General features: G+C 67.6%; 10 protein-coding genes and 1 tRNA gene. 7 read left to right on the forward strand and 4 right to left on the reverse strand.

The features are described 5' to 3' along the window. Window positions 1–182: 182 nt before the first annotated feature. From VMV28_02435 to VMV28_02450, 4 genes are all read left to right on the forward strand, one after another. Window positions 183–665, forward strand: a complete 483-nt coding sequence (locus VMV28_02435) for a hypothetical protein (protein ID HUZ79466.1) — start codon at window positions 183–185, stop codon at window positions 663–665. After that, on the forward strand, window positions 662–2833 hold the full coding sequence (locus tag VMV28_02440) for an amylo-alpha-1,6-glucosidase (GenBank protein HUZ79467.1): 2172 nt from the start codon (window positions 662–664) through the stop codon (window positions 2831–2833). The genes VMV28_02435 and VMV28_02440 overlap by 4 nt, the downstream gene beginning before the upstream one ends. A 732-nt stretch (window positions 2834–3565) precedes the next feature. Continuing rightward, entirely contained in the window at window positions 3566–4408 is an 843-nt protein-coding gene (locus VMV28_02445) for an alpha/beta hydrolase (protein ID HUZ79468.1), read from the forward strand. Window positions 4409–4665: 257 nt separating this feature from the next. After that, window positions 4666–5106 carry a GNAT family N-acetyltransferase gene (locus tag VMV28_02450; GenBank protein ID HUZ79469.1) on the forward strand — a complete coding sequence of 147 codons (441 nt, stop codon included), beginning with the start codon at window positions 4666–4668 and terminating at the stop codon, window positions 5104–5106. A 191-nt stretch (window positions 5107–5297) separates the two neighbouring features. On the opposite strand, the gene VMV28_02455 is transcribed toward VMV28_02450, so the two are convergent. Beyond that, window positions 5298–5398: transfer RNA gene (locus VMV28_02455), tRNA-Met, on the reverse strand. Window positions 5399–5442: 44 nt separating this feature from the next. Continuing rightward, complete coding sequence (locus tag VMV28_02460; GenBank protein ID HUZ79470.1) at window positions 5443–6153, reverse strand: 30S ribosomal protein S3ae; 711 nt, start codon at window positions 6151–6153, stop codon at window positions 5443–5445. 217 nt (window positions 6154–6370) lie between these two features. Between VMV28_02460 and VMV28_02465 the strand changes: the two genes are divergently transcribed. The 3 genes from VMV28_02465 to VMV28_02475 all read left to right on the forward strand — a co-directional run bounded on the left by VMV28_02465 (window position 6371) and on the right by VMV28_02475 (window position 11585). Beyond that, complete coding sequence (locus VMV28_02465; GenBank protein HUZ79471.1) at window positions 6371–7615, forward strand: MFS transporter; 1245 nt, start codon at window positions 6371–6373, stop codon at window positions 7613–7615. Between the two features lie 69 nt (window positions 7616–7684). Next, complete coding sequence (locus VMV28_02470; GenBank protein ID HUZ79472.1) at window positions 7685–9235, forward strand: sigma 54-interacting transcriptional regulator; 1551 nt, start codon at window positions 7685–7687, stop codon at window positions 9233–9235. 1930 nt (window positions 9236–11165) lie between these two features. Beyond that, entirely contained in the window at window positions 11166–11585 is a 420-nt protein-coding gene (locus VMV28_02475) for a hypothetical protein (protein ID HUZ79473.1), read from the forward strand. Here the strand turns inward: VMV28_02475 and VMV28_02480 are convergent. Next, complete coding sequence (locus tag VMV28_02480) at window positions 11582–12529, reverse strand: site-specific DNA-methyltransferase (GenBank protein ID HUZ79474.1); 948 nt, start codon at window positions 12527–12529, stop codon at window positions 11582–11584. The genes VMV28_02475 and VMV28_02480 overlap by 4 nt on opposite strands. Window positions 12530–12536: 7 nt before the next feature. After that, on the reverse strand, window positions 12537–14147 hold the full coding sequence (locus tag VMV28_02485; GenBank protein HUZ79475.1) for a type II/IV secretion system ATPase subunit: 1611 nt from the start codon (window positions 14145–14147) through the stop codon (window positions 12537–12539).

Raw genomic sequence — 14147 nt, forward strand, 5'->3', positions numbered from 1 at the left:
TGGCCACGGCGGAGCCTCTCTGCGGTCGACTCGGCTCTTGTACGAGGGAGAGCCAGCCCGCCCGATTTTATATGGTTCACGTGCTCCCGTGATCGGGCCTCGGGCTCGCGGCGAGCCGGTAGGCTCCTCGATCGGCGTCCCGTCTCCGAACGCATAATGGGCTCGGACCGCGTCCCCTCCTCGTGAGCGACCGGGGACTCGGTTCGTGGTTCTCGCTCCTGCGCCAGGGACTTTCGGTCGAGAGGGAGTTCGGTCGGCATTCGCTGGAGGCGCTCGTCTCGATTGCGGAGACGATCGAGCAGTCCGTCTACGAACGCGGCTCCCTTACACGGACCGCGAACGGGTTCACCTTCTGCCTGAACAATCCCCCGCTGCGTCTCGGCGCCTTTTCCTCGCTCCATCTGATCCTGGACGAAATCCCGATCGCTCCGGAACGGGTGCGCCTCCGTAGTGGCCCCGGCCGCGCTTGGCGTGAACTGACGGACCTCTCGAAGGAGCAACCCCTCGATCTAGGTCCCGGGGCCCGGATCGAGTTCGCGGTGGACGGCCCGCTCCCCAAGGACGCGAAGGACCTGGGAATTCGCCTCGAGTTTCAGTCCATTGCGATCCCGCCCCTCGTCTGGTTCGAGTTCACGGACATCTTGCGTGACGAGGACGCGGCTTGACCGCGAGCGCCCGCCCCGTTCTGCTGACGAGCCTGGCTTCCGCGGCGCTCCTGGACGGGCGCGGAGATCTCGAACTGGTCCGGGAGACACGCGGGGCGCCGGTCGACTGGGGAGGCGTCTATGCGCAGTCGGTCCGCCTCACGGGGCCGTGGCGGCTCTCCCTGCGCGCCGGAGAATCCGCATTCGAACTGCCCGCGACCCTAATCGCTTCCGAATCGTCGAACGGGATCTGGCGGAGCCGCCACCGCCATGGGCCGATCGAGATCGAACAGACCGTCGCCCCGATCGCCGACCCTCCCGGCGTGATCCGTACGTTGCGGACGACCACCTCGGAAGTGGTTCCGGGTCCGTTGATGATCGAGAATCATTGGTCGCCGTATCTCCTTCCCGTCCTGATCGAAGGGATCCGCCCGCTCCTCTTTCACGCCGAGACCCGGGGAGAGGAACTGCGCCTGCGCCAGCGAGAGTTCGGGCTCTCGTTCCGGTCGACCGTTCTCCCGACCCGTCTCTACCTCAACCGCGGATCGTGGATCGGAGGCCGCTACGAGGGGCGGCTGGAGGAGGTCGCCTCCGAGCACGAACTCTTGGTGGCTCCGGGCCGAACGGCCGAGATCACGTTCCTCATCCACGGCGGGCTCGAGCGGGAGATCGGGCGCCGCGACGCAGTCGAACCCGCGCTCGCGGATCCAGAAATGGCAGCGGGGCGGGTCGGGACGGCGGACGCCACCTGGATGGAACGGACCCCAATCCTTCGATTCCCCGATGCGCCCGAGCTCGAACGTGCGTACTCCCTTGCGCGCGCCTCGCTCCGGCGCCTGTATGCCGCGCCGGGAGAGGGACTGAACGGGCTGGTCGCGGGCTACCCCTGGTACTCCGCGATCTGGTGCCGGGACCTCGCCTGGATGCTCCCCGCGGTGCTCTGGCTCGGAGACGTCGACTGGGTCGAACGCTCGCTCTCGTCCGTCTTCCACTACCAGCTGCACGCCGATGTTCCGATTCTCGGAGGACGTCCCGGTGAGCTCCCCATGCAGATCGCCCCGGGCCCCATCTTCCTCTACGGAACGTCCGACACGACGCTGTACTACCCCGGCCTCATCGACCGGTTCATTCGTCATTCGGGGCGGACCGCCACCGCCCCATCGTGGAACGGAGTGCTCGAGCGGATCTTGAGCTGGGGCGAGGCCCGCACCGACCCGAAGACGGGACTTTTCCGCAACGGCGGAGAGGTCCACTCCGTGGGCGCGGTGAAGGATTCGCTGGCCCGCGTGCACTACGGGATCGATGCCGCGGACACGACAATCTGGGACTCCACCGACCGACGAGACCACGCCATCGACATCCAGGTCCTTTGGAACGAAGCGCTCGGGGCGGGGGCTCGATGGACCTCGCGCGGAGCGGACGATCCACGCTCGGCTCGATGGACCGCGATGGCCGACCGGGTTCGGGACACGGTCGGCCGCCGGTATCCGTGGCCCGAGGAAGGGTATCTGTTCGATTCCATGGACGCGGAGGGACCGGTACGAAAGGTGCGACCGAACGCCCTGCGCGCGGTGAGCGCCGGCTGGTTCGATACGGCGTTCGCCCGCTCGGTCGTGCATCGCGCCGCGCGCGATGACCTCACGACGCCGTGGGGCGTGCGCACGCTCTCTCGTCTCCATGCGACGTACGATCCCCAGGCCTACCACGACGGACAGGTCTGGACGATCGCGACCGCGTGGGCGGCGGACGCCGCGCTCGCCGCGGGGGAGCAGGACATCGGCATGGCCTACCTGGAGACCATCGCCCGCCGCATCGTGGAGGAGGGTGGGTACGCGAACGAATGCTATCGAGGCGACCGGCCCGAGCCGTTCAACTCCTGCTTCCTGCTCGGATTCAGCGTAGCGCCGTTCCTCACAGTGGTGTTCGAGCGACTTTGGGGTCTTCGGATCGACGCTCCCCGCGTTCGCCTCACGGTGCGTCCGGTGTTTCCCGTGACGTGGACCTCGGCATCGATCGCCGGGCTTCGTATCGGGGAAGGCTCGGTCGACCTCGATTGGTCCCCGTCGCGGCTCAGCGTCCGATGGTCCGGCCCGAGCGCCCTCACCATCGTCACTCCGAACGGGGAGGGGTCGGTACCGAGCGGCACCCGTCGAGCGTTCGATCTTGCGGCACGAGCGGGATCGAAGTAGGCCCGCGTTCGCCCTCGCGGGGGAATGTCGGAGGGGGATTCTGAACCTCCCCGGGGGTCAAGCGTCGGTAAGCTCCGCGCGTTCCAGCATCCAGTCGCGTCCGATAGGACACCTGCCCCTTACACAACCCCTTCGTTAGAAATCAATTCGCGCGGATGGATCCGGGCCTCCCGTCGCAGAACGTGCCCGTTCTGAGGGAATACTCCCACCCGGTCTCCTCGGCTTGTCCTAGCTGGACACTGAGGGGAATGATCGGAGTACGCCCCCGTCTCCCCCTTGCTGCTCGACATGCCCCCGTAGCGAGGTGCTAGGCGTCCTCGTCGTCCTCGTACCTGGGTCAGGATTCTGGTCTTCTCGAACAGGGATAGACTCTGGAACCTGGCAAACAGATACCCGCCCTCAACCGAATCCTCTACCCCATCCCAAGACTTCAATGTTGAATCGTTCCGCTCGAAGTAGGTTGTGGCCTCAGGAAACCTAGCTTGAACCTTGCTGGCACCCGCCGGCCCTTCGTGAGCGTCGCCGGGAGGAGAGCCACCGATGGTTAGGTTCGGTGGCTGAATACGTCACCCACCCGGCTTCGAGTGGCCCTCCCGAGCGCCCGGTGCGATGGGTCGGGGTCCAGCTCAACTCTGGCCCGACCGCGGGGCTTCAGCTGCCGAGCTGGTCTGTCTCGAGCCGTTCCATCATCCCTCCTTCTCGTTTATGAGGCCGGGAGCGGCTCTCCGGCCGATGAACGATCCGGTCGTAACGAAGACGCTGGAAGTCCGCGGCGGGAAGATTTCCTACGACGTGGGAGGACGGGGTCGGCCAATCGTGTTCCTCCACGAGGGAATCGCGGACCGACGCATGTGGAATCGCGAGGTCCCGCTCTTCGCGCGCGACCATCGCGTGGTGCGCTACGACCTACGGGGGTACGGGGATTCAACACCCGCGACTTCGGAGTATTCTCCCGTCCGCGATCTGGTGGCCCTGCTGGACTGCCTTGGCTTGACGCGGCCCCTGATCGTCGGTCCCAGCGTAGGGGGGAAGATCGCCCTCGACCTGACACTTGCGTACCCCGATAGGGTGGGAGCCCTGTTGCTCATCGCTCCAGGGTATTCGGGTATGGATTACGATCACGTTCCCGGTGGAAAGTCCACTTTCGAGCGCGACGAAAGGCTCTCCAAGGCGGCGGCAGACGCCTGGGCCGCCGGAAGGCTCGAGGAGGCCACAGAGCACCTCAGGCAGCTGTGGGCCTCGTCGCTCACAGGAAGCGCACTGGCGCTCTTCCAGACTATGGTCCGGCATAATGCGAAGGAAATCTTCGAGGAGCGTTCCGGCCGATACGAAACGCGCGAAGGAGAGCCCGCCGCTGCTCGACTGAGGGAGATTCACGTCCCGACCCGGATCCTCGTCGGAGACCGTGACAACCCCGCGATGCCGCACTGCGCGAACTTCCTAGCGCGAGGGATCGGGGGCGCTCAGGTACAGCTCGTTCCCGGAGCGGACCACCTCTTGAACCTCTCCAGGCCGGACGCATTCGACACCGCACTCCGCGGATTCATCGAGAGTCTTCCGAGCGCTGGCGAGTAGACGCGGAGAGCTTCTCCTCGATGACCGGTGACTCGAGAACCTCTCACGGCGCCCCGAAGGTGTCTCCTGCACATCCTCCGGGGCGTGGTCGTCCCTCACGAGCCTGGTGTTTCACCTCAAGACCGCTCTCCGCGGACACATGGCCCGCGTTTGCCCGCCTTGTGGAGAAGCACAACGGAATCTTCGGCGGGTGCTGGTGCATCTCATTTCATCTCGGCCCGGGCGAAGGGAAGCGCACGGCCGTCGAGTACCGAGCCATGAAAGAGGCGCGCGTCCGGGAAGGGCGGGCCCACGCCGCACTCGTCTTCGACGGCCCGGACGCGGTCGGATGGTGTCAGTTCGGTCCTGCCGGAGAACTCCCGAACATCCGGAGCCGGAGGACCTACGAAGAGGGGCTGCGCGAGTTCCCCGATTGGCGCATCACCTGCTTCTTTATTGACCGAGAACGCCGGGGCGAGGGGATCGCGAACTTCGCCCTTCGCGAGGCGCTTTGGGAGATTGCCCGACTGGGAGGGGGAACGGTCGAGGCGTACCCCGAAGAAGTTGCTGGCCGTAAGGTCTCTCGTTCGTTCCTATGTAGCGGGACCCTGGGCATGTTCGAGAAAGCGGGATTCGAGAAGACCCGCAAGATCGCTATGCATCGATGGGTCGTGGCTCGTAGGGTTTCCCCGGATCGGGCGAAGCATTCCGCGAACTGAACCTAGCCGTTCGGTCTCGACCTCACGGCTCTGTAAGGGCGGAAGCCGCGGATCTAGGGGGCAGATTTCGTTCACGGCGGGATCGTAGCCAAGCTATCCCTTTCCGGAGGAGCAACTCACTGGTTCGAACCCCCCACAGGGCCGCGGCCCGTGGGCCTGTCTCCCGATGGGATTTGAATCCCCCGGGGAGATGTCGGAGGGGGGATTTGAACCCCCGGCCCCAGGATATCTCCCGGGACGGTCGATCGTCCCGCTATGAGTCCCGTGCTCTACCGGGCTGAGCCACTCCGACAAGGGTCATGGGCGAGGACGGTCGGTCCATCGCACGGCCGCCTTCTAAGCTTCGGGCGGGGCTTCGCCCGCGGCCACGACCGGCTCCGGCGCCGCCGACGGGATCGCGCTCGCCGCGGACTCCGGAGCCGGGGCCTCGTCGGCGATCGTTCCGAGGACCACCGAGGCGCGGATCTCGATCTTCTTGAGGGGGTAGAGGGACTTCATCCCGTGTGCGAGGAGCTTGACGAGGTCTCCTCCGAGGATCTCGCGAACGAACTCGGCTCCGGATCGGAGCTTTGCCTCTTCGATGAGAATCGAACGCATCTTGTGCCGCAATTCGGCGCGCAGCCGCGTTTGCAGGCGCTCCTCGCCGACAGCCACGGGCTTGAGAATAAACTGGACCCCGTCGCGGGTCGTCACGTCGACCGAGAGCTCGATCTTGGAGCGCTTGCGTCGCGCGAGGCGTCGCACGTAGTCGGAGGTGAGCGCATGGCCGATGAACTTCGTTTCGGCCACTCCGTCGCCGCCGATCCGCTCGATCTGGAACCGGAGCTTGACGTGGGCCTTCGCGACGTCGGCGCCCCCGGTCAGCTCCTCGAGCGTCGTCTCGAGCGTGCGCCCGATGATCTGCTCCGGCTCGGTCGCGGTCGTCTCTCCGAGCTCGGCGTGCTGGAAGAGGCCGGGGGCCCGGACCTTGAACCACTGCTTGGAGCGCCATTTGTCCTTGACCGTACGGGCCAGGGTGGCTTTTCGCGGGGCTTCCTTCTCCGCCATGGGTCGCGGGGCGGCGAGCGGGGTACCCTACTTAACCATGTCGAGACCGATGAGCCCCGTTCTCGGCGAGAAAACGGCCCCGAGTCCCCGATCGATGGCGCGGCGCTGGGTTTGTGACCTTTGTGAACGCTCGGAGTGATGGTCCGGCAGCTCCTGCCGACCCTGGACGACCGCTACCCCTGCGCGCCCGGACCGCCGAGCATCAGGAGATCGGAGCATGGAAGGGACCCGCGAAGCACCGGCCCCACCCGCCGGCTTCCGCACGGTGCTCAAGAACCGACAGTATCTCCTCTTCCTCGCATCGGCCAACTCCTCCGCCGTGGGCTACTCCGTCTATGCGATCTCGATCGTCTGGCTCGCCTATTCCGTTTCGGGCAGCCTACTGGTCGTTGGGGCGACGCTCTTCATCGAGTACGCCGCGTACACTGCGACCTTCCTACTCGCACCGCTGGTCGACCGCGCCCGCAACATGCGCACGATCTTCCTCGTAAGCTACCCGATCCAGGCCGTGGCCGCGGCGGGCATCGGGATCGGCTTCCACGAGGGGGTCCTCTCCGTCGGCTTGCTCCTCGCGCTCGTGGCCCTGATATCGATCCTTTGGGACCTGCCATGGGCGGCGGCGAACGCCGCCCCCGGCGTGCTCCTGCGCCCGGAGGAGCAGTTCGCGGCCCAAGGGGTGGCGGAGGCGGTCGGGGGAGCGAACAGCATCGCGGGGTTCGCCGTCGGTGGGGCCCTGATCCTCGTGGTGGGGCCCCAGGGCGGGATGTACCTGTACGCCGGCCTGCTCGCGGTCGGAGCGCTCCTCGCGATCCCGCTGCACATCCCCGGCCATGGCCAGGAGGGCGAGAGCTTCGGGGAGAGCTTCCGTGACGGGTGGCGCGAGATCTTCTCCGGACCGGGCCGACCCCTCCTCCAGCTGGCGGCGATGGACTCGATCGTCGGCTTCTTCACCTCGGCTCCGGCGCTCCTCATCACGTTGCTCGCGAGCGTGACGTACGCCGCATCGGCCTCGACGGGCTACGCCGTACTGTTCACGGCCGAGGTGGTCGGGGGAGTCGCCGCGGGTCTCGTGCTGGGGCGGCTCAACCCACGCGGACGGATCGGTCGGGTACTGATCGGTTCGCTGTTCGCCGCGGCAGCGTTGATCGTTCTCTCTGTGAACCTGCCGCCGGTCGTGGCGTTGGGCGGGATCGCGTGGTTCGCGATTGGGTTCGCCAGCACCGCCTACCTCAATGCAAAGTACGCCTTCCTGAGAGCCGCGGTCCCGAAGGGCCGGCTCGGCCGCGTCGTCTCGAACATGTACCTGTTTCCGGGAATCGCCGCCTCGATCGGAGCGCTGGTGATCGGCGACGCGGCCGGAAGCGGTGATCCCTGGATGGTCGGGATCCTGATCGCCGCAGGGTTCCTCGCGGCAGGGCTCGTGGGGCTTTGGATGCCTCAGGTCCGGGCCCTGCGCTACTGAACGACGGAGCCGCAGTGCGCTCGAAGCGACAGGCGAAAGTACATATTTCAATCCCAACTCCGCAACTTCGTGTCAGGTTCTCCATCCGACCGGCCCGGCGCCGCGACCCGCGTAGGAGCCCGGAGCACTGCAGCGGAACTGCGCGCCGCTCGCGTAGCGATCCAGAGCCCCGGCGAACGCCTCCGAGCCCGGATCCTAGAGCGGCTACGCGCCTCCGAAGCGAAAGGCGATGATCGCACCACCGCGCTTGCGTCCCTCTTCCCGCACACGGTGCTCCCCGCGTCGACCTACGACGATCTGGTCACGGCGCTCGTTTCGGGCGCCCACGTGCTCTTCTTTGGGCCCTCGGGTGCGGGCAAAACGAGCCTCGCGCGTGACGTCTGGGAGCTGTTCCCGAAGGAGGCATGGGTCGTCGAGGGATGCCCCGTGCTCGATCATCCGCTGAGCCTCGTCGACCCCGCCACCGCGCTCCGGTTCCCTCCGTGCCCGATCTGCGTGCGCCGTTTCTCTCCGTCCGGAGACCCGGGTTCGTTCGATCCTTCGTCGGTCGACGCGGCCAAGGTCCCGGCCGTGTACGGGCACCTAAGGGAAGGATTCGGTTTCGCTCGACTTCAGGGGAGTTCGGAGGTGTTCCCGGACCATCTGACGGGCAACGTGAACTTGCGCAAGCTCGAGGAGATCGGGGACCCCATGAGCCCGCTCGTCATGGAGCCGGGCAAGCTCCTCCAGGCGAATCGCGGGATCCTGCTCGTCGACGAGATCGGCAAGCTTCCCCTCGGTACGCAGAACGTGCTCCTGCAGGCGCTCCAAGAGGGCACGGTCACCCCCTCCAAGTCCCGGGAGACCTTCCCCGCGGCGTTCATCGCGGTCGCGACCTCCAACCTCTCCGACCTCGACAACATCAACGACCCGCTCTCCGATCGCTTGACGAGCCTGCACGTCGGCTACAACCCGCACCATGCCGACAACCGCCGGATTGTCGCAATCGGGCGATCCGAGGCGCTCAAGACCTACGTACCCGAGATCCTCGTCGACGCCGGCATCCGAGTCATCGAATCCTGGCGGCTGCGGTCGAGCGACGACAACCCGGATATCGGTGAGGTCGGATCGAACCGTACGCTCATCGACGTCGGTGCACGGACGTCGGCGATCGCCACGTTGAACGGCCGATCGATCCCAGGGCCGGAGGATCTCAAGGCCGGCCTCCTTCACGCGATGCGCGGACGGATCCGCGCCCGCAGCGGAGAGTCGTTCCAACAGAACGTGCGCCGCATCACCGAGTTCATCGATCAGTACCTCGATCCCGCGATCAAGCGCAGCGCGGGGATCTACTGGTGCCGGTTCTATCGCGGGGTGCTGAAGGAGAGCACCCCGGAGGGAGAGGCCGTGGTCGCGGAAGGGCGTCGGCTCCAGGACGATGCGGAGCTCCAGACCCAGCTCGCCATCACGGCGGGAACCTTTCCGCGGTTCCACCGCTTCCTCGGGTACGTCGCGGATCGCGAAGGAGCGGCCGGTCCACCGGGAAACGTCGAGGCGGCGATCGCGGAGTTCCGGCTGCTCGACCGCTACTCCCTCTTCTCCTGCAAGGAGGAGGCCGACGACGACGCCCCCCTCCGGTGAAGCGGTCGAACTTCCCGACTGCGAACGGTTCGTCGACGACGTCACCTCGGACGACCTCCTCGACGCGGTCGATTCGGACGCCCTCGCCCGCGCGCTCGCCGAGCATGGAGTAGCCGGCGCGCACGACCTCCTTCGACGCTCTGCGGATCGCGAAGGGGAGCTGGCCCGGCGGCTCGCACGCCTGCGAGAGCGCCTGCGCCGGCAGGCGGAGCGTCAGGCTCACCGAGTCTCCGACCAGTATGACCGCCGCCTGGAGGAGCTCCAGCTGGCCGAACACCGGTCGCAGGAGGAGATCGACCGCGAGATCGCCGCTCTCGAGGAGCGGCTGCGCGCGGCGCGGGCGGGCCGCTCGACGTTCACCTTACCGGAGTTCCTCCCCGACGTGACGGCGGCGCTCCTCGTTCCCGACGCTCCATGGAATCAGCCTCCTCCGCGACCGTCGATCTGGGAGCGGATCCGGGCGTGGTTCATCGAGTTCTTCGGACGTCTGTTCGGCCGCCGTGCGAAGGCGGTCCCCAAGAGAGAAGGACGCCGGATCCCCATCGCACGGCTCTCTCCAGACGGGAGAACGCTCGGACCGTCGGAGTTCGCCGAAGCGCTCTCCCAGTTGAGCCCGGAGGAGGGCCACGATCTCGGAGAGCGCGTCGCCGGGCGCCTCCAGCAGCAGGAACGGGACCTCGAACGGACCGCGGAAGCGAAGCGTCGCGACGCCGAATCTCAGCTCCGCCGGCTCGAGGAGGAGCGCCGAGAGGCCATGAAGCGGGCCGACAGCGCGGTCGACCGTACGGTCCGCGAGGCCGAGGAGCGACGGGTCGATCGGGAGCTGCGCGAGCGGGGGTTCGTGGCCGAACGCGGCGGCGAGCTCGTCGTGACGTACGGGCTGATCGAGCGGTTCGCGCGCCTTTTGCTCGAGGAGGAGCGACGTACGGCCCCCACGGACGTGCGATTCGCCCTGCAGGGGGGCGCCCCGACCGGAGTCTACGAGAAGGCTCGACTTCGCCAGTCGGTCGAGGTCGCGCACCTGGACGTATCGAGCTCGCTGCTCGCGGCGCGCCTCGCTGGGCAGAAGCACATCGACGAGAGCACGAGCTACGTCTACCGCGAGGCCACGGGGGAGAGCGTCCACGTCGTTCTCGCCTTCGATCGCTCGGGCAGCATGGCGGAGGGCGGAAAGCTCGAGGCGGCGAAGAAGGCCCTCCTCGCGCTCTACGTGGCGGTCCGTCGCAAGTATCCGGCGGCGACGATCGATGTTCTCGCCTTCGAGAACGAGGTCAAGGTTCTCGATCTGGTCGAGCTGTGGGAGTGCAAGCCCGGTGCGTTCACGAACACGGCCGAGGGCTTGGGGACCGCCTACCGTCTCCTCGCCAACTCGCGCGCGAGCCGGCGCGAGGTCTACTTCATCACCGACGGGCTCCCCGAAGCCTACACCGACGCGCTCGGGGTCGTCCACAGCGGTCGGCTCGACCTCGCCATGGATCAGGCGCTCGCGCGGGCCCGGGAGCTGGGCACGCTCGCCCCCCTGCGATTCTCGATGATCCTATTGAAATCCGACCACCCGGAGTACGAGGCCGCGGCCCGCGCGATTACGCGCACCCTGAACGGGGAATTGATCGTCACGGACCCGCAGCACCTGGGGGTCGAGCTCCTGATCCGCTGGACCCGCGGGACCGAGACCGTCCGGCGGGTGACCACGCCCGTACCGACCGTCGCGTCTCCCCGCACGTCGCCGTCTCCCGGCGCGGGACGCCGCCGCCGCGCCGACCGAAGGATGGGCGGGTAGCCCGCGCCCTCCGGGCGCCGCGACCGCCGGGCGAGGCGCGGGGGTGGCATTCCTGGATCTCCCGCTTCCCCGCGCGGTAAAGATCACGCATTTCCTCCCGCCGTCAATCTTTATCTTCCGAGACGGGCCTACTTCTCGGGGGCAGGGACGATGTCCGACTCTTCCGAGCAATCCCAGTTGCGCGAGCACCTCACCGACATCAAGAAGGCGATCCGCGGCCTGGGCCAGGACATCTCGGTCGAGATCCAGCATCTCGATCGGCGGATCGGCGAACTGAGCCAGCGCACCGGCATGGAGGCCGAACGCGCCGGCGGCGACTTCAAGCGCGACCTCACCAAGTTCGGACAGTCGATCGACGAGGGAGCCTCCCGCATCCCGGGCCAGGTCTCCCACGTCGGGCAGCGGATCGGCACGGGCGCGAAGCAGGTAGCGGATACCACCGCCTCGACGGTGGTCAAGACCGCGCACCGGGCCAAGGAAGGGACGCAGGACGTCTTTGCGAGGGCCGCGGGGGTCAAGCGGACCCCGATGCGGGAGTGGGCCGCTCCTCCGGACGACAAGGACCGTTAGCCGTCCCGGCGAGACGAAGGCGGCCGGACGGGGCGGGCGCGACGCGGGGAGCGGTCGCCGATCGAACGGGGACCCGCGAGTTCTCGACGAGCCCGGTCGCGAGCGACGGCGAGGTACTCCGGATCGATATCGAAGCCCACGAACGGGATTCCGAGCCGCGCGGCGGCCACGGCCGAGGCGCCGATCCCCACGAAGGGATCGACCCAACGCCGAGTTCGCCGCACGCCGTGGAGGCGAACGCACCACTCCGGCAGCTCCGGTGGAAACGTCGCCGGGTGGGGCCGATCCCGCGCGCGTCGCTGGATCGTCGGGTACGGCAGGAACCACGTGCTCCCGCGGCAGCGCATGGGTTCGCGCGGCCGGCGCCACCGCGCGATGTTGCTGGGATCTTGATAGGCGACCCCGATTGCGAGGCGGTCGAGGGGGACGTCGCCGCTCCGAGAGAAGTGAAAGACGTACTCCTGCGCGCTGTGCAGGAAGCGTTCCGAGCCGATCGGTTTGTAATGGCCGAGCGCGAGGTCGCGCTTGACCCCGCTCGTGCGGCTCGTAAACCGGCGATCGATGGCGATCGACTTGATCCAGTGGACGACGTTCTGCAGCGCGAAGCGGTGGCCGACCTCGCGGGCCACATCCCAAGCGAACCACGGATCGCGTGGAGGGCTACCGACGTTCAGGAAGAAGGAGCCTCGGTCGGACAGCACCCGGTCGACCTGAAGGACGAACGCGCGGATCCAGCCGAGGTACTCCGCCCGCGGCAATCGATCGCGATAGCGGCCGTAGCGGATCCCGAGGTTGTACGGCGGCGATGTCGCGATGACGTCGACGGAGCCGGGGGCGAGCCGGCGAGCGAGACCCTCGAGGCAGTCCTCGTTCCACAGGACGATCTCGCCTCGGCGGGGAAGTGGAAGGCGTGCGAACGGGCGGTCTCCCTTCGGGTCGGCCACGGGCCCTCTACGCGGCGGGGCCGAGCGTCGGGTCGACCCGGTCGATCCTCTCTGCCGCGGCGCGTGCATGCGCGAGGGCCCCGATCGGGTCCCGGTAGTACTGCGCGATCGCCTGCCCAAACTCCACGTACGTGAACGGCCGATCGGGCGAAGAACGGGCGGATCGGAGGCCCAAGAGCTCGAGAAGCTCCGCACGTCGGGCGAGCTCTCTCTCGACGTCGGCGAGCGCTTGGTTGCGTTCGCGCGCGATCCGATCGAGGACGTAGGACTGCCCCGTCGAGTGGAACCGGTCGGCGTCCGCATCCCAGACGTACGCCGCGTTCGTGACCAGTTCGCCGGTGTCGGAGTCAAGACCGACGACCTCGGTGATCGCGTGCACCCGCCGGGCGTGGTCCTCACCGAGCTGGATCTGCCGCTGGAGGACCACGAAGCCGAGCGCGCTGAACAGCGCCCGGGGCAGCGAGATCGGAGGATTCTCCATCCGGTGGACCATCGCCTCCACGTCCTCGGCGTGGAAGGTGGTCAGGCAGGTCTTCCCCGTGGCCATCGCTTGGAAGACGATGTACGCCTCGGGCCCGCGCACCTCGCCGACCGTAAGGTACTGGGGGCGCTGGCGCAGCGCGGTCGACAACAGGTCGAACATGTCGACCTCCCCCGGGGACTTTCCCGTGGTCGGGTTCGTACGGCCGACGCCGGAGCGCGTGACGAGCGCGACCCAGTTCTCGTGGGGCAGGTTGATCTCGCGCGTATCCTCGATCGAAACGATCTTCATATCGGGAGGCACGAACGACAGGAGCGCGTTCAGGGTCGTCGTCTTGCCGCTGGCCGTCCCGCCACAGATCATCCCCGATCGGCCGCTCTCGACCGCGAGCCAGAGGTACGCCATCGGCTCCGCCCCCAGGGTCCCGAGGCCGATCAGATCGACTGGGGTGAGCGGCCGTTCGCGGAACCGGCGGATCGTGAACGAGCTCCCGCGGGAGGTCACGAAGGTGCCCAAGGTTGCGTACAGGCGGGCGCCCTCGGGAAGGGCCGCCTCGAGCATGGGAGAGGCAGCGGAGAGGTGTCGCCCCGAGCGCTGGGCGAGCCAGACGACGAACCGGTCGAGCTTGAGCGCCGTCGGGAAGCGAATGGTCGTACGGATCGATCCGTGGGCGCGGTGGTGCACGTAGATCGGGATCCCGGCGCCATCGCACGAGATGTCCTCCACGGCGGGATCGTTCATGGGCACGTCGATCGGTCCGTATCCCAGGGTGTCCCGCTCGAGGTAGTACGCAAGTCGCGCACCCGCCTCCGCGGAAAGTGCCGGGGCCACCGACCGGATGCAGGCGAGAGCCAGGGGGCGGAAGACCCGTCGTCGGGCTTCGGGATGCGGATCGACCCCGGTCGGGAGCTCGTCGATGAGCCGATCGAGTACGCTGCGGAGGGTGGCGGCCTCGGTCTCGGAGAGGACCGGTTCGACCACCTCGTACTCATATTCCTCGGTGGCCGCGCGGTAGGTCACTCTCGCCTCTCCCCACTCGGGTCCGGACGCGAGATGCGCCTGGGGAGTCTCTTGCCCGCTCGGGGGCGCGCGCCCGGTCGCTTCCGACCCCTTCGATGGCGGTTCGATGAGGCTCAT

This window comes from Thermoplasmata archaeon, from assembly GCA_035532555.1.
GTDB lineage: Archaea > Thermoplasmatota > Thermoplasmata > Lutacidiplasmatales > UBA184 > Lutacidiplasma.